At 58.8% G+C, this 24,890-nt stretch carries 23 protein-coding genes; 10 read left to right on the top strand and 13 right to left on the bottom strand.

What is annotated here, in order from left to right; all coding sequences use genetic code 11:
• Positions 1-513 precede the first annotated feature (513 nt).
• The 9 genes from tenA to GDA65_19720 form a co-directional block, all read right to left on the bottom strand.
• A complete protein-coding gene (gene tenA, locus GDA65_19760) occupies positions 514-1,182 on the bottom strand; it encodes a thiaminase II (GenBank protein ID MBA5864922.1) in 669 nt (222 codons plus the stop codon).
• A 79-nt stretch (positions 1,183-1,261) separates the two neighbouring features.
• Positions 1,262-2,665 carry a Si-specific NAD(P)(+) transhydrogenase gene (locus tag GDA65_19755; protein MBA5864921.1) on the bottom strand — a complete coding sequence of 468 codons (1,404 nt, stop codon included), beginning with the start codon at positions 2,663-2,665 and terminating at the stop codon, positions 1,262-1,264.
• Positions 2,666-2,695: 30 nt separating this feature from the next.
• Positions 2,696-3,394, bottom strand: coding sequence for a thiol peroxidase (locus tag GDA65_19750; protein MBA5864920.1), 699 nt, complete (start codon positions 3,392-3,394; stop codon positions 2,696-2,698).
• 53 nt (positions 3,395-3,447) lie between these two features.
• Positions 3,448-4,413 (bottom strand): alpha/beta fold hydrolase, encoded by a 966-nt coding sequence (locus GDA65_19745; GenBank protein MBA5864919.1) that lies wholly within the window; start codon positions 4,411-4,413, stop codon positions 3,448-3,450.
• A 3-nt stretch (positions 4,414-4,416) separates the two neighbouring features.
• Positions 4,417-6,294, bottom strand: a complete 1,878-nt coding sequence (gene oadA / locus GDA65_19740) for an oxaloacetate decarboxylase subunit alpha (GenBank protein MBA5864918.1) — start codon at positions 6,292-6,294, stop codon at positions 4,417-4,419.
• Positions 6,295-6,480: 186 nt separating this feature from the next.
• Entirely contained in the window at positions 6,481-7,899 is a 1,419-nt protein-coding gene (gene accC / locus GDA65_19735; protein ID MBA5864917.1) for an acetyl-CoA carboxylase biotin carboxylase subunit, read from the bottom strand.
• 172 nt (positions 7,900-8,071) lie between these two features.
• Positions 8,072-8,527 (bottom strand): hypothetical protein, encoded by a 456-nt coding sequence (locus GDA65_19730; GenBank protein ID MBA5864916.1) that lies wholly within the window; start codon positions 8,525-8,527, stop codon positions 8,072-8,074.
• A gap of 13 nt (positions 8,528-8,540) precedes the next feature.
• Complete coding sequence (locus tag GDA65_19725) at positions 8,541-9,365, bottom strand: hypothetical protein (protein ID MBA5864915.1); 825 nt, start codon at positions 9,363-9,365, stop codon at positions 8,541-8,543.
• A 102-nt stretch (positions 9,366-9,467) separates the two neighbouring features.
• Positions 9,468-9,998: a hypothetical protein gene (locus tag GDA65_19720; protein ID MBA5864914.1), complete on the bottom strand. Its 531-nt coding sequence runs from the start codon at positions 9,996-9,998 to the stop codon at positions 9,468-9,470.
• Positions 9,999-10,265: 267 nt separating this feature from the next.
• Here GDA65_19720 and GDA65_19715 point away from each other — a divergent pair, with 267 nt between their 5' ends.
• The 3 genes from GDA65_19715 to GDA65_19705 are packed head-to-tail and all read left to right on the top strand — an operon-like array spanning position 10,266 to position 11,914.
• Positions 10,266-10,469 (top strand): hypothetical protein, encoded by a 204-nt coding sequence (locus GDA65_19715; GenBank protein ID MBA5864913.1) that lies wholly within the window; start codon positions 10,266-10,268, stop codon positions 10,467-10,469.
• The gene (locus GDA65_19710; GenBank protein ID MBA5864912.1) at positions 10,438-11,442 is read left to right on the top strand and encodes an EamA family transporter; all 1,005 of its coding nucleotides are present in this window, start codon (positions 10,438-10,440) and stop codon (positions 11,440-11,442) included. The genes GDA65_19715 and GDA65_19710 overlap by 32 nt, the downstream gene beginning before the upstream one ends.
• A gap of 1 nt (position 11,443) precedes the next feature.
• A complete protein-coding gene (locus tag GDA65_19705; GenBank protein MBA5864911.1) occupies positions 11,444-11,914 on the top strand; it encodes a hypothetical protein in 471 nt (156 codons plus the stop codon).
• 47 nt (positions 11,915-11,961) lie between these two features.
• On the opposite strand, the gene GDA65_19700 is transcribed toward GDA65_19705, so the two are convergent.
• Positions 11,962-12,879, bottom strand: a complete 918-nt coding sequence (locus tag GDA65_19700) for an acyl-CoA desaturase (GenBank protein MBA5864910.1) — start codon at positions 12,877-12,879, stop codon at positions 11,962-11,964.
• A gap of 486 nt (positions 12,880-13,365) precedes the next feature.
• Between GDA65_19700 and hemE the strand changes: the two genes are divergently transcribed.
• From hemE to GDA65_19680, 4 genes are all read left to right on the top strand, one after another.
• Positions 13,366-14,391 carry a uroporphyrinogen decarboxylase gene (gene hemE / locus GDA65_19695; protein ID MBA5864909.1) on the top strand — a complete coding sequence of 342 codons (1,026 nt, stop codon included), beginning with the start codon at positions 13,366-13,368 and terminating at the stop codon, positions 14,389-14,391.
• 85 nt (positions 14,392-14,476) lie between these two features.
• On the top strand, positions 14,477-15,421 hold the full coding sequence (locus GDA65_19690; protein MBA5864908.1) for a ferrochelatase: 945 nt from the start codon (positions 14,477-14,479) through the stop codon (positions 15,419-15,421).
• 180 nt (positions 15,422-15,601) lie between these two features.
• Entirely contained in the window at positions 15,602-17,101 is a 1,500-nt protein-coding gene (gene hemG, locus GDA65_19685; GenBank protein MBA5864907.1) for a protoporphyrinogen oxidase, read from the top strand.
• A gap of 28 nt (positions 17,102-17,129) precedes the next feature.
• On the top strand, positions 17,130-17,546 hold the full coding sequence (locus GDA65_19680) for a hypothetical protein (GenBank protein MBA5864906.1): 417 nt from the start codon (positions 17,130-17,132) through the stop codon (positions 17,544-17,546).
• A gap of 411 nt (positions 17,547-17,957) precedes the next feature.
• On the opposite strand, the gene GDA65_19675 is transcribed toward GDA65_19680, so the two are convergent.
• Positions 17,958-18,572: a hypothetical protein gene (locus GDA65_19675; GenBank protein ID MBA5864905.1), complete on the bottom strand. Its 615-nt coding sequence runs from the start codon at positions 18,570-18,572 to the stop codon at positions 17,958-17,960.
• Positions 18,572-19,465: a nucleoside triphosphate pyrophosphohydrolase gene (mazG, locus tag GDA65_19670; GenBank protein MBA5864904.1), complete on the bottom strand. Its 894-nt coding sequence runs from the start codon at positions 19,463-19,465 to the stop codon at positions 18,572-18,574. Before mazG ends, GDA65_19675 begins: the two co-directional genes overlap by 1 nt.
• A 135-nt stretch (positions 19,466-19,600) precedes the next feature.
• Between mazG and GDA65_19665 the strand changes: the two genes are divergently transcribed.
• From GDA65_19665 to GDA65_19655, 3 genes are all read left to right on the top strand, one after another.
• A complete protein-coding gene (locus GDA65_19665) occupies positions 19,601-20,020 on the top strand; it encodes a DUF1844 domain-containing protein (protein MBA5864903.1) in 420 nt (139 codons plus the stop codon).
• Between the two features lie 187 nt (positions 20,021-20,207).
• Entirely contained in the window at positions 20,208-22,505 is a 2,298-nt protein-coding gene (locus tag GDA65_19660) for a HAMP domain-containing protein (protein MBA5864902.1), read from the top strand.
• Between the two features lie 48 nt (positions 22,506-22,553).
• A complete protein-coding gene (locus tag GDA65_19655; protein ID MBA5864901.1) occupies positions 22,554-23,954 on the top strand; it encodes a response regulator in 1,401 nt (466 codons plus the stop codon).
• 171 nt (positions 23,955-24,125) lie between these two features.
• Here the strand turns inward: GDA65_19655 and GDA65_19650 are convergent, their stop codons facing one another.
• Positions 24,126-24,467 (bottom strand): hypothetical protein, encoded by a 342-nt coding sequence (locus tag GDA65_19650; GenBank protein ID MBA5864900.1) that lies wholly within the window; start codon positions 24,465-24,467, stop codon positions 24,126-24,128.
• Positions 24,468-24,890 lie beyond the last annotated feature (423 nt).

Below are 24,890 nucleotides of genomic sequence, written 5' to 3'. Positions count from 1 at the left end.
GACAGCTGGACCACCAGCAACACAGGAGGTCACCATGCCAATCTATTTCCTCTTGGGCCTGACAATCCTCATTCTTGTGATCGCAGTCTACGCCACGGTTATGGAAGAAGAGGACGAAGCCACGCCGGTAGACTCAGTTCCGCAACCAGATTTGGATGCTCGGCGGTATGAGTCGAAGGATGAATATAGAAAGGCGAGTTAGATGCGAGTCGTAGAGCTCATCGTGAATGTTCCACAAGGGTAGAGCAGAGTCATGAGTGGGGGGTGTGTTTTCGGGCTATGATCCATGCTTCCGTGGACGTGCGACTGGCGAGGGTGGGGCCTGGCTCTGAACGATTGCACAGCATCGGCGATGTTTGTGCGCTGCCCTGAGACAGACTGTCCTGCCTCACAGGTGGCGTCTGCGGTTTGAAGCTGCGGGTCGCATGGCGAAACGCAGCAAGTTCAGACGCCAAGGTCGCCTCTGGGAGCGCTCGTCGGTGCTGTGCTCATGAGCGGCAAGAGCGAGGCCCCTCACACCGGCCACTTTTCCTCGTTCCAGGCCATTTCCCAAAACATCCACTCATATTTCGAACTCAACAGAAACGACTGCTCCATCCGTTTCTTTTCTTCATGTCCGGCCGTCCTCGCCCAGGTATCGACCCTGGCGCGCATCCATTCCTGCACGGCTTCGAACTCTGGTGAGGCATAGAGCATGAGCCAATCCCGGTACGGATGTTTGGCGGGCGGCGCCCCGTTCTTGAGAAAATGTTTCCCAACGACACAGTAGATCCAGGCGCAGGGGAGCGCCACGACGGCAATCTCCGTGGCGGTGCCGGCTTGGGCCACGGCCAGCATGTGGCGCGTGTACGCATAGTTGGTCGGGGCCATCGGCTCGTTGAGCATCTCCTGCGGCGTAAGGTTCCAGCGTTTGCCGTAGTTCTCATGAAGACTGCGTTCGACGGTGATGGTTTCTTCGGCCAGTTTGGCGAAACGAAGGGCGGATTCGGAGTCCGGCGCCCGTAAGGAGCCGGCGGCAAAAACTCGGGCCAGATCCGCGAGGAAGCGGGCATCCTGCAGGATGTAATAGCGGAATTTTCGCTCCGCCAATGTGCCTTTGCCCAGCGCCTGCACGAAGGGGTGAGTCAGTTGCGCATCCCACACGGGGTGGGCCAGCTTGCGAAGATGGTTTGAAAACGACATCCGGCTCCTCCTTCATCGCCTGAAATGGATCTGGTCACGGGCGAGATACGAGAGACGCTTCACGAGAGGCGTTGTGTCGTCACGTTCTCGGTGTCCAGGGTCTCGGGAGTTGATTGATGCCATCCAACGCCGCCACGCGATAACATTCCGCGAGCGTGGGGTAATTGAACACCGCATCTATGAAGTAGTCGATTTGTCCTTGGAATGCCATGACCGTCTGCCCGATGTGAATCAGTTCCGTCGCTCCGTCGCCGATCGCATGGACGCCGAGCAGTTGCCGGGTTTTGTTGTGAAAGAGCAGTTTCAACATGCCGATCTCATCGCCGATGATCTGTCCGCGAGCGATTTCCCGATAGCGGGCGATTCCGACGGCATAGGGCACTCCGTTTTTGGTCAAGTCGTCTTCATTGCGGCCGACCATGGAAATCTCGGGAATGGAATAAATGCCGTAGGGCATCAGGTCGGACTGCGTCTGGTAGGGGACGCCGAATGCGTGGCAGGCGGCGTGACGGCCTTGCTGCATGGACGTTGAGGCCAGCGCAGGAAAACCGATGATGTCGCCGGCCGCATAAATGTGAGGAATGGACGTTTGATAGTGCTCGTTGACCGTCAGGCGCCCGCGATTGTCCGCTGTGAGCCCGATGGCCTCCAGGTTGAGCGTTGCGCTGGCGCCGGTACGGCCGACCGAATAGAGCACGGTGGACGCGGCGATTTCTTTGCCGCTTTTCAAGCGGACCATCACCTGATGTTCAGCCACCGGCTCCACGGACACGACCTCCTCGTTGAACCGGAGGATCACCCCGATACTGCGCATGTGGTACTGCAGGGCCTCGATGGTTTCCTGATCGACAAATTCCAGCAAGCGCGGGCGGCGTTCGATGAGGGTGACGTGGAGGCCCATCGTGGCCAGGATGGAGGCGTATTCCGCGCCGATCACTCCACCGCCGATGATCGTGATGGATTTGGGGAGGTCCTTCAACGCCAAGAGGCCGTCGGTGTCGATGATGGTCTTGTCGTCGAAGGGAATGTGGCCAGGCCTGGCCGGAATGGTTCCGCAGGCAATGACGAGAAAGTCGGCCGTGTGGTCCACATAATCACCAGCACGTTCGATTCGCACGCGGTGCGGGTCGACGAAGGATGCGCCGCCGTACCACAAATCGATATTGTTCCGCGTCATCTGATTCTGGATGATCTCGATCTCACGGGTGATGACGTGGTTAGACCGGAAAGTCAGGTCTGCCATTGTGATGTCCTGTTTGACGCGATAACTGGCGCCGTACAGGCTGCGCTGGTGGAATCCGGAGAGATACAGGGCGGCTTCACGGAGCGATTTGCTGGGGATGGTTCCGGTATTGGTGCAGACCCCGCCGACAACGTGTTTGCGTTCGACGATGCCGACCTTTTTGCCGAGCTTAGCCGCCTGAATCGCAGCCTTTTGTCCTGCTGGGCCGGTTCCGATCACCAGCAGATCGTAATGGGCCATGTGTTTTCCCCAACGGCCGTGAGACGCGGTTCAGCTGGCCGTGACCAGCTTTCGCGCGAAGCGGAAGGCTTCCTCCAGGTCCGGCAGTTGAGCCAACTCCGGGGTGATTTGCAAGTAGCGAACCTTGTTGTCCTTGTCGACGACCAGCAGGGCGCGACTCAGGAGATGAAGGTCTTTGAGTAGGAGCCCGTGGGCCTTGCCGAAATCAGCGGCACGAAAATCGGAGAGAAAGGTGATATTGCTGATCTTGGCCTCTTCCGCAAAGCGTTTTTGCGCGAAGGGCGTATCGATGCTGATGGTGATGAGTTCGACCATGCGATCGAGCCCCATGTTCTTCTCGCTGAGATAGTGCGTTTGTTGTTCGCACACTTTCGTGTCGAGCGACGGGACGATGCTGATGATGCGGACCTTGCCTTTCCCCTTGGTCTCGTTGACGGGGATCATCGATAAGTCGGTCTGAGCGAGTTTGACATCGCGCAATTTGTCGCCCACCTTGAGCCCCATGCCGGTGAGCATCAACGGTTTGCCTTGAAACAGGACATTGTTGCCTTCCCCGGCCACCGCGCTCCCGTCAGCGATCGGCATGTCTTTGTATGAAAAACCAGCCTTGCCGGTGCCCGGCAAGGTTCCACACGCGCCCAAGCCGAGGCATAACAGGCCTAGAAGAAGGCGAGGACCCAGAGCGTTGCATCGGGCAGGGGGACTGATCGAACTCATAGGCGTCTCCATGGATAAAATATGATCTCTCTCCATTGTCACTGTATGGTCCGCTGGGAAGACTGTCAAGGTTGAAGGAACTCCGTGATGTGCCGGTTGACCGACTGCGGTTGCTCCCATTGGGGAATGTGGCCGGCCCCGGGAATCATGATCAACCGGGATTTCGGAATCATGGCTTGTAGGTCCCGGCCGACTTGCGGAGGAAAGAGGCGATCCTGTTCACCCCAGAGGATCAGGGTGGAATGGCGGATGTCCTTGAGTCTGGGTGCAAAGTGCTGTTCCCACAGGGGCAGGCTATCACGGAGTGACATGAGGGGCGTAATCATATCCTCGCGTTGACGGTTCCGGTTGGAGCGGTCCAGCACTGCCGCGGTTACCAGCGTGTGGTCGAAAATGATTTCTTTCAGTACGGCCTCCATGGTGCGGTTCCCGACGAACAGGGCTCCGAAGCGGGCTAGCCATGCGGGGATGCTGGTATTCAGGGCGCGTTGCATCAGGGGGCTGGCCAGTCGTTCGCGAACATGATCGGGCAAACTGTCGATCAACACCAGGCGCGACACCCGATCAGGATGGGTTAGGGTCATACCGATAGCCACACCGCCGCCCATGGAGTTGCCGATCAAGGTGGCCGTCGGAAGCCCGAGCGCATCCATGAGGCCGCGGATCGATTCGATCAAATCTTCAGGCCGGTAGTCGAGTGGAGGTTTGTCCGAGAGGCCTGAGCCGATCAGGTCGGGCGTGATGACACGAAACCGGCGGGCGAGGGGGATCTGTTGATATTCCCACTGCCACATCGAACCGCCGTACCCATGGAGCAGGATGAGCGGCGGGCCCTGGCCTTCGTCGAGATAGGCGATCCGATGGCCGTTGACGGAGGCGGTGTGGACAGGGAATCGCTGGATCGCGTCGAACCAGGGGGGAACATCCGGCCTTGCCGCGCAACCGCTCATGAGGAGACTCGCAAGAAACCAGGTCGCCAGGCGATGGGGCGCCGTTGCAGCACACCGGGCGAGACAGGCCGGGCGCGGCACCGGCTACTCCAATTGAATGACGGTTTCGTCGATTTTGACGTTATCTCCCTCGGCGACAAGGATGGCGGTGACCCGTCCGTCCATGGGGGCCGGGACCTGGCTTTCCATTTTCATGGCCTCGATGATCAAGAGCGGGTCGCCCGTTTTAACCTGGGCGCCGTCCGTCACCAGCACCTTCACGACACGGCCTGGCATGGGCGGGGCGACATCCCCGGGCTTCGTCGGCCGTGGACGTTTCGGCTTTGACGCGCTGCCCGCCTCCGGAGATTCCGGCACGCCGGCCAACACTTCCTGTAGCGGTTCGAGGGAGACTTCCTGCAATCGATCGTTGACGCGGATGTAGTAGGGTTTGCGGCCATCAGTGGTGCGGCCTGAGCCTGAGACGACGACATGGTAATTCTCGCCGTGCACCGTAATGTTGAATTCGGCCGGAGCGAGATGGAGATCGTGCGCCACGGCGGGGCCTTTGGTATCGGTTGGCTCCAGGGGCTCGGGCTGAAGATTGCCCTGCTCGCGCGCCTCAAAGAAATCCCGTGCAATGGCGGGAAACAGCGCGAACGACAACTGGTCTTCCAACGTGGTGGCGGACTCCGGCATGTCCTTTTTGAGTTTTCCGAATTCTGATTCCAACCGGTCTGCCGGCCGGCCTTTCACTGGTTCTTCATCCCCGATGGCCCGGGCCATGATCTCCTTGTCGAGAGGGCCTGGCGCGCGGCCGTAGAGGCCGAGGAAGTAGTTTTTGGTTTCTGTCGTGATGACTTTGTAGCGCTCGCCCTGTTCGCCGGTGAGCACGTTGAGCGTGGCCTGAGTGCCAACGATTTGGCTGGTCGGGGTCACGAGCGGCGGATACCCCATGTCCTTCCGGACGCGAGGAATCTCGTCCATCACTTCCTTCATCCGGTCGAGCGCATTTTGCTCCGCCAATTGCGCGGCGAGATTGGACAACATGCCGCCGGGGATTTGGGAGGTCAGAATCTCCGCGTCGACGCCGGTGAAGTCGCTTTCAAATTGCCGGTACTTCCGGCGCACCGTCCGGAAATGCTCCGCGATGGGTTGGAGGTCTTGCAGATCCAGTTGGCTGTCGTACGGGGTGCCGCGCAGGGCTGCGACCATCGATTCGGTTGGGGGATGCGACGCCCCGCCCGCCAGTGGCGAAATGGACGTGTCCAGAAGGTCTAAGCCGGCCATCACGGCCATCAGGGCCGTCATGGTGCCCATGCCCGATGTGTAGTGGGAGTGGAGATGGATGGGAACGCGGACGGCTGCTTTCAAACCCTTGACCAACCGGTAGGCATCCATCGGCGCCAATAGTCCTGCCATATCTTTGATGCAGATCGTATCGGCGCCCAGATCTTCCAGGCGTTTGCCCATCGTCACGAATCCATCCAGCCGATGGACGGGACTCGTCGTGTAGGAAATCGCCGCCTCTACATGTTTCTCACAGGCCTTCACTTCGCGGATGGCCCGCTCCAGGTTACGAACATCGTTGAGGGCATCGAAAATGCGGAATACGTCGATGCCGTTGGCGGCCGAGCGTTCGATGAATTTGTCGAGCACGTCGTCGGCATAATGCCGGTAGCCCACGAGGTTCTGCCCGCGCAGCAGCATCTGCAGTTTTGTTTTCGGCATCGCCGCGCGAAGCGCGCGCAGCCGCTCCCAGGGATCTTCCTTGAGGAAGCGCAGGCAGGTGTCGAAGGTGGCGCCTCCCCAGACCTCCAATGACCAGAATCCCACGGCATCCAGTTTTTGGGCGACTGGCAACATGTCTTCGGTGCGCATCCTGGTGGCGAGAAGACATTGATGGCCATCACGCAAGGCGACTTCCGTCAGCAAGACTTTCTTGGCTGGCGCCGGAGCGAGACTGAACGTTGAGTTGGGCAAGGGGGCAACGGCACGTGGTGCAGCCGGCCGAGCAGGTTTGGTCGGCTTGGTCGGCGCGGGCTTCTTGGACAGGCGTTTCTTCGATGCGGCTTTTTTCGTCTTGTTCGTTGCCATAGTGGCGGCCTCGGGGCGGCGGAATCGCTCGCGTAACAGGGTTGAGGTGCTGTGTGCCTGGTGGCTGAGAGGTCAGAGTCCTTCGTAGGCGGCGATCGCTGCGGAGATTGCCAACACCAGGTCCTCAGGCTCCTCGGATTCTTCGTATTGATACAGGTCCGGATGGGTCTCCAGGTAGGAGGTGTCGAATCGTCCCGCCTGGAAATCCTGTTCCATCATTACGTTCTTCATGAACGGAATGGTCGTCTTTACGCCACGCAGGACGTATTCTTCGAGCGAGCGCCGCATACGGCTCACCGCTTCTTCCCAGGTGCGTCCACGCACGGTGAGCTTTGCCAGCAAGGCATCGTAATAGGGCGGAATCGTATAGTCACGGTAGACCGCGCCGTCGATGCGGACTCCGATGCCGCCCGGCGACAGATAGGCGGTGATGGTGCCGGTGCAGGGCAGAAAGTTGTTGCGCGGATCCTCCGCGTTGATGCGGCATTGAATCGCGTGGCCTTGCAGCGTGACATCCTTTTGCCGGATCTCCAACGGTTTGCCCGCTGCGATGGAGATTTGATTGCGCACGATGTCGATCGCCGTGATCTGTTCCGTGACCGTATGTTCGACCTGCAACCGGGGATTCATTTCCATGAAATAGAAATGGCCCTCGTGATCGAGAAGGAACTCCACCGTGCCGGCATTGTCGTACTGCACGGCTTTCGCGATGGCAATGGCGGCCTCGCCCATCTGCGCGCGTAATTTTGGTGTCAAAACCAATGACGGGGCGATTTCGATCAATTTTTGATGCCGGCGCTGAATCGAGCAATCCCGCTCGCCCAGGTGAATGATGTTGCCGTGCTTGTCGCCCAGGATTTGAAATTCAATATGGTGCGGACGTTCGATGTACTTCTCGATAAAAATGCTGCCGTCGCCGAAGGCGGCCAGTGCTTCCCGCGACGCGACCTCCATATTTTCGCGCAACTCCTGGTCGGAGCGGACCACTCGCAGCCCGCGTCCGCCGCCGCCGGCGCTGGCCTTGATCATGACCGGGTAATTGATCCGGTGCGCGAACTCCAGGGCCTCGTCGATGCTGGTGACCCCGCCTTCGGTGCCGGGGACAATCGGGAGCCCCGCCTGCTGGGCAATTTGCCGGGCTTTGACCTTGCTGCCCATGAGGTCGATCGTTTCAGGCGAGGGACCGATGAAGGTGATCCCGGAGGCATGGCAGAGCCGGGCAAATTTGGCGTTTTCCGAAAGGAATCCATATCCTGGATGGATCGCGTCGGCGCCGATGCGCTTCGCGATCTCCACGATCTGTTTTCCGTCCAGAAAGCCTTTGACGGGCCCGGGACCTACGAGGTAGGACTCGTCGGCTTTCTTGACGTAGATGCCGGAGGAGTCGGCTTCGGAATAGATCGCCGCTGTCGCGATGTTGAGCTCGCGGCAGCCGCGGATAATGCGCATGGCGATTTCGCCACGGTTGGCAATCAGGATCTTCCGGAACATGCTACGCGTGCGCGAGGTTCGGAGCCGGAGCTCACCTCTGGTTCGCCTCCCAAAAAGACCGCGTAACCTAGCATAGGGTCAAGAGAGTTGTCGAGACGACGGAGGGTGAAATGGCGAATCAGGCAAGGCGCGAATCGGGCAGGAGGCGGAGAGCCTCCTGCCATGGGACCGCTTACTTGGCTTGAATGAGGAGCGGTTTCGACTGCGCACTGCCTCCGCCGGCGACCACGATGATGAATGACATGCCCGCTTTCGCATCCGGCACCACGGCTTCAATCGTCGTCTCATTGACGAACTGGTACTCGATTTTATCCTTGGGCGCTGCGCTGAACGTCACCCCGTGGAAACATTCCTTGCTGCCGAAGTTTTCGCCTTTGATCACGATTTTCTGGCCGGGTTTCGCTTCATCCGGCTCCACCTTGCCGATGGACGGGCGTTTCGAACGATCGCACACCGGATCCTTCTCAAGCTTGGTCGTATCCGACCCCTTGATCGATTCGGTGTTGAACATCGTATACCCGGCGCCTTCCACCATGGCCCCTTCCTGGGCCTGGACTGAAGGGGCGGCAATACAGAGGACGCCTAGAGCAAACGCGGAGCCGAGAGCAACGGTCAGAAGTGTACGCATGAAAGCCTCCTACTTAGGGAGATGATGTCCTTGGGAGCGGTGTATAAGACTCGCTGACGATTTTCTGGCCCTCATCCGACAGGGCAAATTGTTCAAATGCGGCTACGAGGGGGTCGGTGTCGTTATTCGAAATCAGGAGGACCGGGCGGCGTAAGGCATAACGGCCGTCCTTGACTGTCGGCGTTTCGGGCTCAACCTTATCGACCGGGAGTAGGCGTACCGGCACGCCGGAGGCGACGGCTTCCAACGCCTGGCCGAGGGACAAGTAGGTCACGGCAGAATTGGGCGGGAGGGTCCCGGCGATAGTTTTGATGACCTTCTCGTCCTTCGCAATCACTTTGATTGTATCGGGAATTTTCCCTTCAATGCCAAGAAGTTGTTCAAAGGCGTCGCGATTGTTTTCGTTGCGCGGCCGGTCGATGAGCAGCACTTTTGTATCCGGTCCACCGAGGTCTGACCAGATTGTATATTTCCCAGAAAAGAGCTCGGCGACCTCCTGTTTGGTGACTTCCTTCGTGAAGTTCGAGCGGTGGACCATGATGGCAATGCCGTCCCAGGCGATCTGTACGGAGTGCAAGCCGTCTGCCGAGGCTCCAGTGACGGCGATCTGCGCCTGCTTGGTTTTCACCATGTCGAGGGGTTTGGAGTTGCCATCCCAGACGACGTCGATATAGGCGCGGGGGTTGGCTTTTTCAAACGCGTGAGCCAGTGATTCCATCACGCGTTGCTCGGGGCCATGGCCTGCGATCACCATGGATCCGGCTACTTCGGCTGAGGCCGGCAGCCCTCCCAGAGAGAGGAGTCCGGCGCAAAGCAAGGCGCTGATACGGGAATGCATGCTGAACGATTCTCCCTGTCGCCCCTGAGTCGCGTTCCGGGGATCAGCTCGTGGCGCGGCAGGCCGGGGCGGCAGTGCCTTCCGCTCACGCGACCTCTCCGTTTAGGAGTCTGTGCTATCCGTCGGAGTGACGGCACCGGACATCATGTCCGGCGACACATCCACCCGTTTGCCCATGGCAGGAGGAAGTTTCGAGAAGCGATCCATGCGTTCGTTGAGCATGTCGTACGCCTTGATTTCCTCAAATCCGGGCTTGTGGCTGCCTTTGACCTTCGATGCAAAGGCTGACAGTATCCTGGTTGCCCCGACGTTGTTGCACCGGGGGCATGCCGTATCTTCCGGCCGCGCATGGATGGATTGGGTGGCCTCGAACTGATGGGTACATTGTTCGCAGCGATATTCGTAGACCGGCATTGCCGACTCCTTAAGGATGGCGCTCCATAGCCGACCCCTGGCGGGTTGGGCGAGATAAAGCGAGTCTCTGTTTGGAAACGCTTGACCCTGTGCGTAGCTTTGCACTATTGTACCGAATCTTTGTGTCGAAACGCGAGCTACAATTGAAGGAGCGGTTGAAATGCCCCTGTTAATCCGGAAGTACAAAGGCAGCGGTGGTGTTATGCAGGAAGAGCGCATCGACGATCCGGATCGGATCGAACGCTACATGCGTCTCTTCGAAGAGAAGGACGTGAAGAAGCTGGAAACGGGCGTCAAGACTGTGATCGAGAAGGACGAGTGGCAGCTCCTGCCCTAGCGCGTACCTCCTGGGTTCATCCTACAATCTAACGTGTGTTGCCGTCTTGGGTCGTTGCGGCGTGGTGCGTTCTGCGCATTGCTCTCTCCGGGAGGGGCGTGGTAGGGTTGGGCTGCGACGATCCTGACGACGGAGTCCGACGGGGTATCATGGTCTACTGGATTCACATTGCACGCGCGATCGATCGAGTCACGCTTCATCGGGACCGTTGTTCGGAAGTTCCTTCCAGCATCTCCAGTAGTGATTTTTGGGAGGGCGGCTGGTTCGACTACCCGAATAAAGAACGCGCGCTCGCCGCAATGGAGCAAGCCGGCACCAGCGATGAGCGCAAGTGCGCGCTCTGTAAGCCCTAATCGAGTTCACGAGAGCGTGCTGAGCCGATCGATCACGCTCGCTCAGGTTCACGCCGGATTCAGTTCATCACTCAGCGCGCCTGCTCATCTGATCATGCCTCAACTTGCGCTCCTCCTCACAACCTTTGTGTGGGGCGCAACATTTCCGGCCACCAAGGCCGCTCTGGAACAAATCACGCCGCTGGCCTTTCTGTTCCTGCGATTTCTTCTCGGCATGCTCATGGTCTTCGCGGTCCTGTTCCTGATGCGCCGGAAACTGACGCGCGATGCCGCGATGATGCGGATGAGTTTCATTGCGAGCCTCTGGCTATTCCTCGGGTATGTGCTGCAGACGGTGGGACTGCACCTGACCACCGCCTCTAACTCGGCCTTTATCACCGTACTGTATGTCGTGTTCGTGCCCCTGTTTCTGCGTCGCTTGACTGCGCATACCTGGATATCGAATGGCATTGCGTTGTTCGGGCTGTGGTTGCTCGTCAAGCCGACGGCCTCCGCGAATCTCGGTGATCTCCTAACGCTCGGCAGCGCCGCGGCGTTTGCCGCGCACATGGTGTGTCTGGAGCGGTACACCAGAACGACTGACGCCGTGTCGTTGTTCGTCTGGCAATTGGTGATGATGACTGTGGCCATGCTGGGCGTGATGTGGTGGGAACAACCGGCGTTGGCCATGTTCGAGCCGAGCCGTGTGTTGCTGTTGGGTCTTGGGGTCACGGGGATTCTGGCAACCGGTGCGTTCGCCGTTCAGATGTGGGCGCAGCAGCTTCTGCCCGCACAACAAGTCGCGTTACTGTTTGCCGTGGAGCCGGCCATCGCGGCCTGGCTTGCATGGTATTTCCTGGGAGAGAATCTGGATGCGCAAGGATGGTTCGGAAGCGCGATGATCCTGGGCGGTGTGCTGCTCGGATCGCGGGTGCCCGGCGAGATTGCTCAGGCATCTCCGGAGTCTGTGGCTGTGCATTCAGAGGGAAGGTGATATGGCTCAAAAGTTCGGAAACAGCCGATGGGTGCAAGAGGGATTTCTCGATAACCGGCAGGAGGGCACGGTGATCGGGCGAATCACGTTCGCGGTGTTAGGCGCGATCGATTTTTATCTGGCGGGCAATTGCCGGGGAGAAATTTCCGGCACGGTGATCCGGTTCAAAAATAGCCGGTTCGCCGATGAGGACCTCGCCGGTCAGGTGTTGGGGGATGTTGAAATTCCGCAGGTCGGAGATGCCAGCCTCATTTCGTTCGATCCGCATCCCCATCTGGCGCCCCATCCGTACATTGAATGGTTTTCGATGCGAAAGAATCACTATCGCATTGAACTGATACCGGAGGATGCATGGATCGCGACGGAGGCAGAGGTGGATGGGATCGATGCGGTGAGTCGTGAAATCCGCGCTCGTTTGGCGCCGCAGTATGGCAGCAAGTCCAGGTCGGCGGATGAGTCGGAATGGGTATAGATCGAGGTTACGGGGGGCGGGCCGTGGATGGCCGCCCCCGCGCTCGGTTAGGCGAGTTTGCTCTTGCCTTCTCGCACGTGCGCCGGCACTTCGCGGATATCCCACACCAGTCCCACTGCCTGCATGGCACGGAGCATGTAGTAGGTGATGTCGATCTCCCACCAGTAGAACCCCTGACGGGTTGAAGCGGCATAGTAGTGGTGATTGTTGTGCCATCCTTCACCGAGGGTGATCATGGCGAGAATGAAATTGTTTTTGCTGTCGTCTCCCGTCTTGTAGCGCTGCGATCCGTACACGTGCGAGAGTGAATTGATCGTGCAGGTGCCGTGGAGCAGGGCGACGGTGGACACGAAGAAGCCCCAGATCAACATTTGCGGACCATTGGTGCCGAGGCCCGGCGCATAGGTTTCCAGCAATTTCCCCAGTCCGAACATGCCGAATCCACAGATCGTCGGCACCAGGGTATCGAAACGATCCAGGAAGCGCAGTTCGGGGAACTTGGCAAAATCGCCGATGCTCTTCAACCGCGGCGGAAAGAATTTCTTCGAGCTGATCCAGCCGATGTGAGCCCAGAGGAATCCGCCCTGGCGCACCGAGTGCGTATCTTCCGGTTTGTCCGAATAAATGTGATGGTGGCGATGATGGCCGGCCCACCAGAGGGGGCCACGCTGGGCGCACGACGATCCAAGCAACGCAAAGGCAAATTGACAGGCGCGGGACGTTTTAAATGTCCGATGGGAGAAGTACCGGTGATACCACCCGGTGATGGCGAACATGCGCACGAAGTAAAAGGCGGCGCAGACGCCGACCGCGACCCAACTCCAGCCGACGATGAACACGCCGAGGCAGATCAAGTGGACCGTGATGAGGGGAATGGCCCGCAGCCAGTCCACGGTGGCGGGAGCCGCATCAGTCTTCATGTTTTCGATGCCGGCCCAAGAATCGAACCAGTGCAGGATCGTCAGCCAGGGCGTATGGCTGGCCGGCTGTGCTGCCGCAGGCTGTTCGTCGGTTTTGGGCAGCTCACCATTTTCGGGTAAGGTGAGCGGATGCAGATCACTACTCATGCCACCTCCACAGTTTATGCGAATAGGATGCGGTACCGAGGGGTCGCGCCGCCGTTGTACTAGCGTGACGTAATCGTTGCGGCGCTTGCGATTGGTGCGATGGGGCAGGCCGCTGGCTGAATGTTTCGGATGGTGTCGATCAGTGAGCGTAAAGACTCAGCTTTGAAGACACGTGCAGCCATTATACACAGATTTGCAGGAAAATGTCGTGAGATTTTTTTGCCTCACGCGGAGGAACCGTCGCCCAGGAACCAGCCCCAGGGGAACCGGACCATGCATGCCATGTCAAAGGCCGGTATCAGAGGTCATCAGCGACGTTGTGACGGAGCGCCGCGCAAGATTGTTTGACTCTGTTCTGATCGGCCCTCTAAAATGCGCCCCATTATGAATGATCGATTTCTCAAAGCGTGCCGGCGCGAACCGGTTGATTGTACACCGGTCTGGTTCATGCGCCAGGCGGGCCGGTATATGATTGAGTACCGCCGGTTGCGGGAAAAATATTCGATTCTTGAACTGTGCAAAACGCCTGAATTGGCCGCCCAGGTCACCCTGCAGCCGATCGATCGGTTCGCGCTCGATGCGGCCATTATTTTTGCCGACATTCTGCTCCCCCTGGAACCGATGGGGCTCTCGCTAGAGTTTGCGGAGGGAGAGGGGCCGATTATCCATAATCCCGTGCGGGATCGGGCCGCGGTGGAGCGGCTCAAGATGCTCGATGACAGCGACCTTCAGTACGTCATGGATGCGATCAGCCTGACCCGCAAGATGCTGGCCGGTCGAGTGCCGTTGATCGGTTTTGCCGGGGCCCCGTTTACGTTGGCCAGTTATGCGATCGAAGGCGGCAGTTCACGGAACTATATCCACACCAAGCAGATGATGTATGGCGAGCCGGAGGTGTGGCATCGCTTGATGGATAAGTTCGCGCGAGCGATCACCGGATATCTGCGCCGTCAGATTCGGGCCGGTGCCCAAGCCGTGCAGCTCTTCGACAGTTGGGTCGGCTGCCTGTCGGCGGGAGACTATGCCGAATATGTGATGCCACATGTGCAATTGATTTTTGACGGCCTCAAGCACGAAGGTGTGCCGCTGATTCATTTCGGGACGGGTACGACTGCCATTCTCAAATCGATGCGCCAGGCCGGTGGCGACGTCATCGGCATCGATTGGCGTATCCCGATCGACGAGGCCTGGGCCATGGTGGGGTACGATCGCGCCGTGCAGGGAAACCTCGATCCGGTCACCTTGTTTGGGCCGATGCATGAAATCGAGCGACGCGTGTCGGATATTCTTCGGCGGGCCGGCGGGCGACCCGGGCACATTTTCAATTTGGGGCATGGGATTCTTCCCAATACTCCAGTCGAGCATGTGGCTGCGACGATCGACCTGGTCCATAAATTGAGCGCCCGCTGAATCGAGAAGGCGTAGGTTGCTCATTGCCCGGCAGATGCTTGATTCGCGAGAGACGTCTTCCTAGTCAGGGCTGACGAGGTCACGGATGTCGGCAGCACCACGCCCGATTGCCCTGTTGCTGATGGCCATGGGCGGGCCCGATAGTCTGGAGAATGTAGAGCCGTATCTTCTCGATGTCCGCGGCGGGCGGCCGACCTCTCCGGAGTTGGTGGAGGAAATCCGGACGCGATACCGTGTGACGGGTGGGAAGTCTCCTGTACTCGACATAACGCGCGAGGCGGCCGCCGCCTTGGAACGGCGACTGAACGCATCCGGCGAAAGGCGTTTTCGGTGCTACGTGGGATTGCGGCACTGTCATCCGTTCATCAGGGACACCTACGCTGAACTGCTCAAGGCGGATCCTGATCATATCGTGGGCTTGTGTATGGCGCCTCAGTACTCGTCGCTCAGCATCGGTGCCTATGTGAAGAAGGTGGAAGAAGCCCGTGTGGAATTGGCCGATGAGACGCCGATCAGCTTCGTGACGAGCTGGCACCGCCATCCGTTGTTGATCGACGCGATCGTCGGACATATCCGCCGAACGCTGGAGCGATTCCCCTCGGAGGTCCGCGCGCAGGTGCCTGTGCTCTTTACGGCCCATAGTCTGCCGGAGCGAGTGGTGGCCATGAAGGATCCCTATCCGGATGAAGTGCGCGGTACCGTCCAGGCCGTGTGTGCGCAACTCGGCGGACAACCGACGCGATTCGCCTATCAAAGTCAGGGGCGGTCCGGCGAGAAATGGCTCGGGCCTTCTGTCGAGAAAACACTGGATGACTTGGCTCAAGCCGGTCAGCACCATGTGCTTGTGGCGCCTATCGGTTTTCTTTGCGACCATGTGGAAACGCTGTACGACATCGATATTGAGCTCACGCAGTTGGCCCGTACGAAGGGGATCCAACTGGAACGAATACCCATGTTGAATGCCTCGGCCCCCCTGATCGACATGCTGACGTCGGTCGTGGAGGCACACGAGTCTTCCCTGGTTCATTAGGCGGATGTCGAAAAAGGCCTCCAACATTGTTCTCGTTGCGCTCCAGGGTTCGACGTGCCCAGTTACGCGAGACTCGCCCCGTCGCTCGCTATGGCCGCTTGGCGGGACCTTTTTGAAGCCCCCGCGAGAATCATTCGTCGATTGTCCTGACGCCCGGATTGTTCAGCGAGCGTCGCAGCATTGTTCCACTCCCTGTTAGCGGCACTACCTGTGGCGCGCACTGCAAAGTCAGTCATCATCATCGGTGGAGGCATCTCAGGCCTCTCCACGGCCTTTGCTCTTCTGGACCAGGCTACGGCGGCCGACGTGCCGCTCTCCTGCACTATCCTCGATGCTGCGCCCGTCTGGGGCGGAAAGATCGTCACCCATCGGGTCGGCCGGCTGGTTATGGAGGCAGGCCCCGATTCGTTCCTGTCCCAGAAACCGTGGGGGATGGACCTGTGTCGTCGGCTGGGTATCGCCGATGAGCTCATCAACACAAACCCCGTTGAAAAAAAATCCAGCGTCTTGAGGGGCGGGCAGTTGCACGAGTTGCCGGAAGGACTCGTGACCTTTACGCCGACTCAACTCGGCCCGTTTTTTCGCAGCGGCTTATTGTCGTGGATCGACCTGGCCAGGATGGGCTGTGACCTCCTGATTCCACCGCGCCGGTCCACGGACGATGAATCGCTCGCCTCCTTTTTCCGCCGCCGATTCGGCCGGCATGCCTGCGAACGGGTCATGGAACCGCTGATGGCGGGTATCTATGCCGGGGATGCCGAGCAGATGAGTCTTCGCGCGACGTTTCCCCGGTTCTATGAGCTCGAGCAGACGCATGGGAGCGTGATTCGCGGCATGATGGCGGCTCGCCGGGCACGGGCGCAAAAGGCTTCCGAGGGACGACCCCGGCATACCATGTTCGTGACGCTGAAAAACGGTCTGGCGGATCTGGTCGCCGGATTAACCGTGCGTATCCGGGAGACCGGCGGCGTGCTGAAATCAGGGGTTCAAGCTGAGGCCCTTCGTGTACGCTCGCATCAAGCGGGACGCTGGATGTACGATGTGATCTGCGCCGATGGGACGGCGCTATCGGCGGAAGCGTTGGTCCTCGCGACTCCGGCTTTTGTGAGCGCCGACCTGGTTCGGCCCTTGAGTCCGCTGGCAGCCGGATTGATGGAGACGATTCCCTATGCCTCGACAGCGACGATTTCCCTGATCTATCCGGCCGCCGCGGTGGGAACCAGGTTGCAAGGATTCGGGTTTGTCGTCCCGCGGGTTGAGGGGCGTGACCTGATTGCCGCGACCTGGACGTCGATCAAGTGGCCGCATCGAGCGCCTCCAGAAGACGTGTCCGTTCGCTGTTATCTGGGCGGGGTGGGACGCGAGGCCATCTTGCAGCAGGACGATGAGGCATTGGTCCGTTGCGTGCGGGAGGAATTGGCCTCCATTGTGGGCCTGCAGGCGACGCCGCAGTATGTCGAGGTCAACCGGTGGCATCGGGCGATGCCCCAATATACGCTCGGGCATCTCGAGCGACTGACACAGCTTGAGGCTGCGTTATCACGGTTCGGCGGATTAACCGTCACGGGAGCGGGGTATCGCGGCGTCGGACTGCCCGATTGCATCAGAGATGGTGCGGAAGCGGCCGCGCAGACGCTGCGCTATCTCAAAACGGCCTCGATGCGAGAGTCGGAATCGTGACGGGCGATGAAACAGAAGGGTATGGACGATGTTAAATGATCAGTTGGTAATCTCCAGTGTAACCGGCCCTTTTCGCGAACCTCGGGAACCGGTGTTTTCGTATGACTATTCCATCCAACGGGCGACCTGGGCGGCGACCCATGCCGTTCGGGTCAAGATCGCTCTCGCGGAAGAGTTGGACTATGTGAAAGCGAAGCTGTTGGGTACGGTGACCGGGAGCCCGGGGCAACAGTTGATGCTGAATAAGTTGTTGTCGCGCAAGATCGGCGATCAAAAGCTTCGGATTGCCGAGGAGGAAGGCTGGTTGAAAGAGCGCGCCGATGTCTTGGTGCCTCCCTTCACGGGACCACTGGCACACCACTTTCCGCAGCTGGAATCATGGATCCAAGCTCAGCAGGATTCCTTGCGAAGCGAAATCAAGCAAACCATCGGTTTGGCAGTCTGACTCATCGATGGCGCGAGGGGGAGGCTCATGGCCTCTCCCTGCTGGAACTGCGCTGTCTCTGCCCCCCGTTCCTCAGCGTCCTGCCTTTCATCGAGCATCGAGAAACGCTCCTTCTCGACGCGCTGACTGATTCCACGGGTCACTTCCCATGCAGCTTCGAGGGAGGGATTGATTCCCATTATCTCACACACAGAATCTGTGGATAAGGGTGTGCATAGTGACCATCTCAAGGCGCGAGGCCCTTCATAGACCGGTCCTTCAGCGTCCTGCACAAGTTTTAGGCATTGGGGGTCGTCGTCGGGCAGGCCCCTAGATGCGGTAGAGGATGAAAACCCCTAGGGTGATTACTGCTTGTCGATTTTGGCCTGGGGATAGCGAAGGCGCGTCAGACGTGGGATTTCGAGAGATTGCTCAAAAAATCCGGCGGTATTGCTTGCTGTGGACCCCCGAGTCATCGGCAAATCCGATGGACCCGGTGTCGGGATTACTCGTGTCGTTCAAGTCAATGCGGTAGTGTCCACGCACCTGTTCCATGGCCTCCTCAAATGGAATGGCCTGCGGATACAGGTTGCCGGGGGCATGGGCTCCGCGCGCCAATGTGCCAACGACCTCCGGCGTCGCATATTTCGGGTCCGAAAAGATGTACAGATCGGCGACTGCCTGATCGCCCAGCTTGTGGCCCGGACTCGTAGCCGGGAGCATTCCTGCAAGCGTCTGATTGAGTCTGGCTTGCTTGAATTGTTTCAAGAGGCCGACGACCTGGCTGGTCGTCACCTGGGCTGGAACGACAATGCTGATGGCATTAAATTCCGTCAAGGTGGTCTGCGTTTTGTACATGATCGGCGCGGCGTCGGAATCTTCGGTGCCGACCTGAGAAATTTCCGGCCCGGCAGCCTGTTTTTGTTTCCCGCTGGGAACGGCAAGATTGATCAACAGCCACATGATCAGAATGACACCGAATAGCACGAGCAACGGATGGAGTCCGGCTCGCTTGCCCTCTTCGTATGGATGCTGTTCGCTGCTCATCACAGAGTCCGTGGCGCCTCTCCACGGGAACCGGGCGGAGCATTCGCCGCAGGACGATCGGCGGATTCCAATCGTTTTGCGGCGTTCCAGTAGTGATCCATTTCGGCCGTGGTGAGGTCGTGGACGCTTCGTCCGCTACGGGATGCTTCGTGTTCGATGTGTTGGAATCGAGCGGTGAACCGGTTTGTGGCCTGCCGCAGGGATTCTTCCGGATTCACCTTGATGTGGCGCGCCAGGTTGACCAATGAAAAGAGCAGGTCGCCCAATTCCGCCGCTATCTCCGCAGTGGGTTCCGGTAGCGGCTGCGAGGACGTTGCCGCGTCGCTCACGGCTTTGCGAAGCTCCCCGATTTCCTCCTCGACTTTACCGAGGACATCAGCGAGGCCCTGCGGACTGTCCGGCCAGTCGAACCCGACTCGCGCGGCGCGAACCTGTGTTTGATAGGCGCGAAGCAATGCCGGCAGGGCTTGCGGGATATCCTGTAAGACTGAATCAGGTTTTCCGGCGTTCTTGCGTTCGGCCCGTTTGATGTCTTCCCATCGATGAACAACCTGGTCGGAATTGAGATTCGGCACGCCCGACGCAGCATCCCCGAAGACATGCGGGTGGCGGCGCACGAGTTTGTCGCGTAGCTGTTCGAGCACCTCATCCATAGTGAAGGTGCCGGCTTCCGCTCCGATCTGACTATGGAATAACACCTGGAGCAGCACATCGCCGAGTTCTTCCTTGAGTTTGGGAAAATCCTGCCGGTCGATGGTATCGAGTGCTTCGTACGTTTCTTCAATCAGGTAGGGTTTCAGCGATTCATGGGTTTGCTTGCGATCCCACGGGCAGCCGCCGGGCGCCCGTAGTTGGGCCATGATGGCTACGACTTGATCAAAACGTTCGGACATGCGCACCCCCCTCGTGGCGCCACTCTAACTGAGTTTTTCTTCGCCTTCAACGGGGCCAGCTGCCTTGCGCGCCTCCGAGGCCTATGGTAGGGTACACCCCTGCATTTTACGGGCGGTTGATCGGAGGACATGCGCATGGGGGATGAGAAGGATCAGGGATTCGTCATCCGCGATCGTCGAGGACGGAGTGAAGAGGCGCCTGCCGCAGCATCAGCTCCCACGCCTCCTGCTCCCGAACCGGCGCCAGCCGATTCTCATCAGGCTGATGCGCATGGGCATGCCGGACATCTGCCGGTCAATTTCTCCTCCTTCGTGATTTCCATGGGGAGCTCGGCCTTGATGCTCATGGGCGAGCAATTGGATCCCCAACAACCGGCCATGCCGCTGAATCTTCCGCAAGCGAAGGAGATCATCGATCTGCTGTCCATGTTGGAAGAAAAAACCCGGGGCAACCTCACGCCTGACGAGCAGGTCGTGATGAAGGACATGCTGTACGCCTTGAGGATGAAGTTCGTCAGCCTGACCTCGGGGAAATCCTCGATTCATACTCCTTAACCGGTGATCCTCTTCTGCGCGTTCTCCTGTCCCGCATGGTCTATCCTTTCCTTGTTGAGCCTGGTTTATCCGCCGCTATTCTCCTGGGCCAACGAGAGGGCACCGGTACGGCTTTTGAGACTTTCCCAGGGAATTCGTTATAGTGTGACAGACTTGAACGAGCCGGGATGGAGTCGGAGTAGCGCCGATGCCTGAATCGACGGACATGACCAAGCTCATCCCTCCGGGTGTGGTGCGCGAAAAAGAGCCGTCGTCGCCAGCCTCGATCGAGAGCGAGCGGCGCAAGCGCCATGTCCGGCCCGTCTGGATCGTCCTGATCCTCTTACTGCCCTGCCTGGCGCTGACGTTCTACTATGCGCAAATGGCCGTTCCGGTCGGGGAGGAATCCGATTCCTTTTTCCCCAGTACCGGGTATGCCTTTGTCTTGCTGCTGGTCAATCTTGACCTGATCGGGTTCGTCGTTCTCACGCTGCTCCTGTCCCGCAACCTGATCAAAGCCTACTTTGAGCGACGGCATCGTCTGGTGGGATCCGGGTTTCGGGCGAAGTTAGTTGCGGCCTTCATCGGATTCTCCCTGATTCCCACCGTGCTGCTCGCGTTGGTGGCCAGCGGGCTGGTCAACAAGGCGGTCGACGTCTGGTTCAACGATCAGATCGAGCATGTGATGAAGGACTCTTACGAGGTGGCGCGCATGCACCATGCCGGGCATGTGTCCTTGGCGATCAACAGCGCGCGCGCCATCAGCCATGAGATCTTTCGCGAGGAATTGTTGCTGCCGGAGCAGCGGGATCTGCTGGTCGCGGCCATCGCCAGGAAACGGGCCGAATACGCCACGGCCGGCATCGAGGTGTTTTCCTCGAAAATGGAAACGCTGACGAAGGCATTGGACCCTGAGGTGCCGGTGGCCGTGCTCGACCTGCCGATCGGCCAATTGGTGCTGCAGGTGATCAACGGCAAGCAGGAGTTGACCTCGGTGCAGGAAGCGCAGACCGGCCGGCTCGTGCGGGCCGGTGTGCCGATTGCCTCCAGTGTGCGGCGGGGAGAAATCGACGGGGTGGTGGTGGTGGACGCCTATGTGCCGGAATCGTTGCTCGGCAAAATGGAGAGCATCGGCCGTCAATACGCCGAATACAAACAGATGAAGGCGATGAAGAACCCGATTAAGGCGGGCGCCTATCTGCTGGTGGCCGTGATCACGGTCATGATTTTGTTCAGCGCCACCTGGTTCGGATTTTATGTCGCTCGCGGTATCACCGTGCCGATTCAACGGTTGGCCGAGGCCACCGAAGCCATTGCGCAGGGGGATTTGTCGGTCCGTATCGAGGCGAAGGCGACGGATGAGATCGGCACCCTGGTCGAATCGTTCAACCGCATGACCGCCGATTTGCAGGGGAGTAAAAGCAAGGTGGAGGAAGCGAACATCTCGCTACGCCAGTCCAACCTCGAACTGGACCGGCGGCGCGCCTATATCGAAACGGTAGTCGATACGATTGCCGCGGGGGTGCTGTCGATCGACCGGCAGGGGACCATCACCACCTTTAATCCGTCTGCGGAACGCATGTTGGGGTTATGGGCCGACCGGTTTCGCGGCCGCCCCGCCAACGAGGTGTTCAAAGAGTATAAGCTCGACCTGTTTCAATCCGTGTACGACCGCATGTTGGCCGACCAGCGGGATAACATCGCGTTGGAAGGACAGTTGGATCTGCAGGGGCGGTTCCTCACCATCGGGGTGCATTGTTCGCGCATGAAGGATGAGTCGAGCAAAGATCTCGGGTTCGTGCTCATTTTTGAGGACCTGTCGGAATTGATCAAGGCTCAGAAGGCGGCGGCCTGGCGGGAAGTGGCCCAACGGATCGCGCATGAGATCAAGAACCCGTTGACGCCAATTCAGCTTTCCGCGCAACGGCTCCGCAAAAAATTCCAGGACAAGGCGCCGGATTTCGACCGTATCTGCGACGAGTCTACCCAGGTCATCGTCAATGAGGTCGGCAGCCTCAAGCAGATGCTGGACGAGTTTTCGAAATTCGCGCGCATGCCGGCGCCGCATATGACGATGAATTCCCTCGACGATGTCGTGAAGGAGGTCGTGGTGCTCTACGAGAGTGCGCATCGGGAAGTCGTCTGCGTGGTGTCGCTCGACGCCGATCTGCCGCCCTTCAATTTCGATCGCGAACAGATCAAGCGGGTTCTGGTGAATCTGTGCGATAACGGCATCCATGCCATGAACCAGAAGGGCCGTTTGTGGATCACGACCCGGTACGATACCAAGCAACGCCGCGCGGTGGTCACGGTAGCGGATGAAGGCACCGGCATCGCGCCCGAGGATCAGGACAAACTCTTTGTGCCGTATTTTTCCAGGAAGAAGACCGGGACCGGCCTGGGCTTGGCTATCGTGAGGCGAATTGTGACCGATCACGACGGCCAGATTCATGCGGGCAATCATCAGCCGAGGGGGGCCTTGTTCACCTTCGAATTGCCGGTGTAACGAAACGGACGATCGTGTGGGCGTGGCCGGATCGTATGTGGGGGATGCATGTCTGCTTCGATTCTCATTGTCGATGACGAAGTCTCCATTCTGAATTCCTTGAGCAGTATTCTCGAGGATGAAGGGTATGACGTGAGTGTGGCCAAAAGCGGCATGGAGGCCCTCAGACATTGCGCAATCAGCCCGCCTGAACTGATGATGCTGGATATCTGGATGCCTGAGATGGACGGGTTGGAAACACTCAAGCGCCTGCGCGAACTGGTGCCGAGCACGCAAGTGATGATGATGTCCGGGCATGGATCGATCGAAACGGCGGTGAAGGCGATTAAGCTGGGAGCCTACGACTATATCGAAAAACCGTTGTCCCTCGAAAATGTGACCCTCAGGGTGAAACACGCCCTGGATCAACATCGGCTTGAACAGGAGAATCGCAGCCTCCGCACGAAGGTCGAGCGGAGGTTCGAACTGATCGGTCAGGCGCCGGTCATGCAGCAGCTGAAGCAACTGATCGAAACGGCCGGTCCCACCAACAGTCGGGTGCTGATCGGAGGCGAAAACGGGACCGGCAAGGAATTGGTCGCGAGGGCCATCCATCAGCACAGCCACAGGGCGAACCACCCCTTCGTGGCGGTGAACTGCGCGGCCATTCCTGAAACCTTGATCGAAAGCGAGTTGTTCGGTCACGAGCGGGGCGCCTTCAGCGGAGCGACCACCATGAAGCGCGGCCAGTTCGAGCAAGCCGACGGCGGCACGTTGTTTTTGGACGAAATTGCGGACATGAGCTTGAGCACCCAGGCCAAGGTGTTGCGTGCCCTCCAGGAGCAGCAGTTCACGCGGGTCGGCGGGACCAAGCTGATCAAGGTCGATGTGCGGGTGCTGGCCGCGTCGAATAAGGATTTGTTACAGGAAATCGAGAAGGGAACGTTCCGTGAGGACTTGTTCTACCGGCTGAATGTGGTGCCGATCGTGGTGCCTCCCTTGCGCCACCGCCGCGAGGATATTCCTTTGCTGGTGAAGCATTTCCTGCGTGTGCATGCCGAAGAACAGGGGTTGAAGATCAAGCAGGTCTCACCGGAGGCTATGGACGTGTTCATGCAGTATGAATGGCCGGGGAATATTCGTGAACTCCGGAACCTGATCGAGCGGCTGATGATCATGGTGCCGGGGCCCGTGATCGAAGCGGCGCATGCGTCTGTTGCCTTGCAGGTGCGTCCTCAAGCGCTCGCCGCACAGTCGGCCGCCGGTGCGCAACCGGTCAATACGTTGCTGACTCGGCCGTACGAATCGCTTCGTGATGCGCGGAACGCCTTCGAGAAGGAATTCATTGCCCGTAAGCTCCGCGAGCATCATTGGAACATTTCCCGCACGGCGGAAGACTTGAAGATCGAGCGCAGTCATTTGCATCGGAAGATTAAGTTGCTCGATGTCGAGATGCGCCCGGAAATGTAGACGGGCTGCTGAAACAGCTCCCCAACGTCGTTCTCGGCTCGAATCGATCCTCAACGTACCCCAGAGGGTACGCCTCCGGTTCTTTCTTGCCTGCGGCCTAGTTGGATGAGCTGTTTGAGCAGCCTGGGTGGATACGGTTGGCTGGGGTGTCGGTTTGGGCTCAGTGAGTACTCAAAAGAAGATATGGCGCTTCAAAGGGACCTGGCATTTTTCTGGAGTCCGGTCTGGCCCCTGCTTGGGTATATCAATCTGGAGGCGATCTTTGCCAGCTAGGTGAACGGTCGGGTCTTCCGCCCGCCCATTGCTGTATAGAGTTTTGACGAGCAGTATGCCCGGCAGTACAGTCATTTCATGACGGACGGCGATGCCGAATGGTGTTGTTGCCCCGGCGTTGGTACGATAGACCTGAATCCTAGTTCCAGCCCACTCAATCGTTTCAATTCTTTCAAATCCTGGGTCGACCCCGTCTAACGAAATGTCCTGCAGGCTGAGTGCTGTAAATAGACTGATCACAAGGGACGTCAATACTAGCGGGAGGAGTGCAAGGCTTGCCACGATTTTCCATCTTCTGCCCACCGTTAGCGCTACACAGAGTAGAATAAGCGGGATTTGGTTAAGGCATAGAGCGAACCAGTAATTCCATGCGGGTGATTCGAAGCGTAGACCTCCCCAAAGTTCGTTCACTATTCCTATCAAGTACAGCCCAAAGAGGGCGAAAGTCGATTTCTGTTTCATTGGGAGTACTGTGACTGTGCCTCGTCGATTGGTGGATTGATGATACTAAGAGCGAAAAATGAAGAACCGTACACAGAGGGGGCGCCGGAAATTCGGACAGTGTGTTAAGTGGAAGCCTGGCTTCACCCACACCACCGAGAGGTGGCAGACGAGAGGAGCGAGGCAATGAAACGAACGAGACGGAATCACGGGGCGACTTTT

Source organism: Nitrospira sp. CR1.1 (genome assembly GCA_014055465.1).
Lineage (GTDB): Bacteria > Nitrospirota > Nitrospiria > Nitrospirales > Nitrospiraceae > Nitrospira_A.
The sequence above is the reverse complement of the archived record's forward strand: the minus strand, read 5'-3'. Positions and strand labels throughout refer to the sequence as shown.

What these genes read in the sequence shown, in the direction of transcription:
- GDA65_19750 (MBA5864920.1), bottom strand. Translation starts at nt 3,394, where the DNA reads ATGGAGACGCCTATGAGTTCGATCAGTCCCCCTGCCCGATGCAACGCT.
- GDA65_19755 (MBA5864921.1), bottom strand. Translation starts at nt 2,665, where the DNA reads ATGGCCCATTACGATCTGCTGGTGATCGGAACCGGCCCAGCAGGACAA.
- GDA65_19660 (MBA5864902.1), top strand. Translation starts at nt 20,208, where the DNA reads ATGCCTGAATCGACGGACATGACCAAGCTCATCCCTCCGGGTGTGGTG.
- GDA65_19730 (MBA5864916.1), bottom strand. Translation starts at nt 8,527, where the DNA reads ATGCGTACACTTCTGACCGTTGCTCTCGGCTCCGCGTTTGCTCTAGGC.
- GDA65_19710 (MBA5864912.1), top strand. Translation starts at nt 10,438, where the DNA reads ATGAGCGCAAGTGCGCGCTCTGTAAGCCCTAATCGAGTTCACGAGAGC.
- GDA65_19720 (MBA5864914.1), bottom strand. Translation starts at nt 9,998, where the DNA reads ATGCGCTCTTCCTGCATAACACCACCGCTGCCTTTGTACTTCCGGATT.
- accC (MBA5864917.1), bottom strand. Translation starts at nt 7,899, where the DNA reads ATGTTCCGGAAGATCCTGATTGCCAACCGTGGCGAAATCGCCATGCGC.
- GDA65_19715 (MBA5864913.1), top strand. Translation starts at nt 10,266, where the DNA reads ATGGTCTACTGGATTCACATTGCACGCGCGATCGATCGAGTCACGCTT.
- GDA65_19665 (MBA5864903.1), top strand. Translation starts at nt 19,601, where the DNA reads ATGGGGGATGAGAAGGATCAGGGATTCGTCATCCGCGATCGTCGAGGA.
- mazG (MBA5864904.1), bottom strand. Translation starts at nt 19,465, where the DNA reads ATGTCCGAACGTTTTGATCAAGTCGTAGCCATCATGGCCCAACTACGG.
- GDA65_19690 (MBA5864908.1), top strand. Translation starts at nt 14,477, where the DNA reads ATGTCGGCAGCACCACGCCCGATTGCCCTGTTGCTGATGGCCATGGGC.
- GDA65_19675 (MBA5864905.1), bottom strand. Translation starts at nt 18,572, where the DNA reads ATGAGCAGCGAACAGCATCCATACGAAGAGGGCAAGCGAGCCGGACTC.
- GDA65_19725 (MBA5864915.1), bottom strand. Translation starts at nt 9,365, where the DNA reads ATGCATTCCCGTATCAGCGCCTTGCTTTGCGCCGGACTCCTCTCTCTG.
- tenA (MBA5864922.1), bottom strand. Translation starts at nt 1,182, where the DNA reads ATGTCGTTTTCAAACCATCTTCGCAAGCTGGCCCACCCCGTGTGGGAT.
- GDA65_19680 (MBA5864906.1), top strand. Translation starts at nt 17,130, where the DNA reads ATGTTAAATGATCAGTTGGTAATCTCCAGTGTAACCGGCCCTTTTCGC.
- hemE (MBA5864909.1), top strand. Translation starts at nt 13,366, where the DNA reads ATGAATGATCGATTTCTCAAAGCGTGCCGGCGCGAACCGGTTGATTGT.
- GDA65_19705 (MBA5864911.1), top strand. Translation starts at nt 11,444, where the DNA reads ATGGCTCAAAAGTTCGGAAACAGCCGATGGGTGCAAGAGGGATTTCTC.
- GDA65_19655 (MBA5864901.1), top strand. Translation starts at nt 22,554, where the DNA reads ATGTCTGCTTCGATTCTCATTGTCGATGACGAAGTCTCCATTCTGAAT.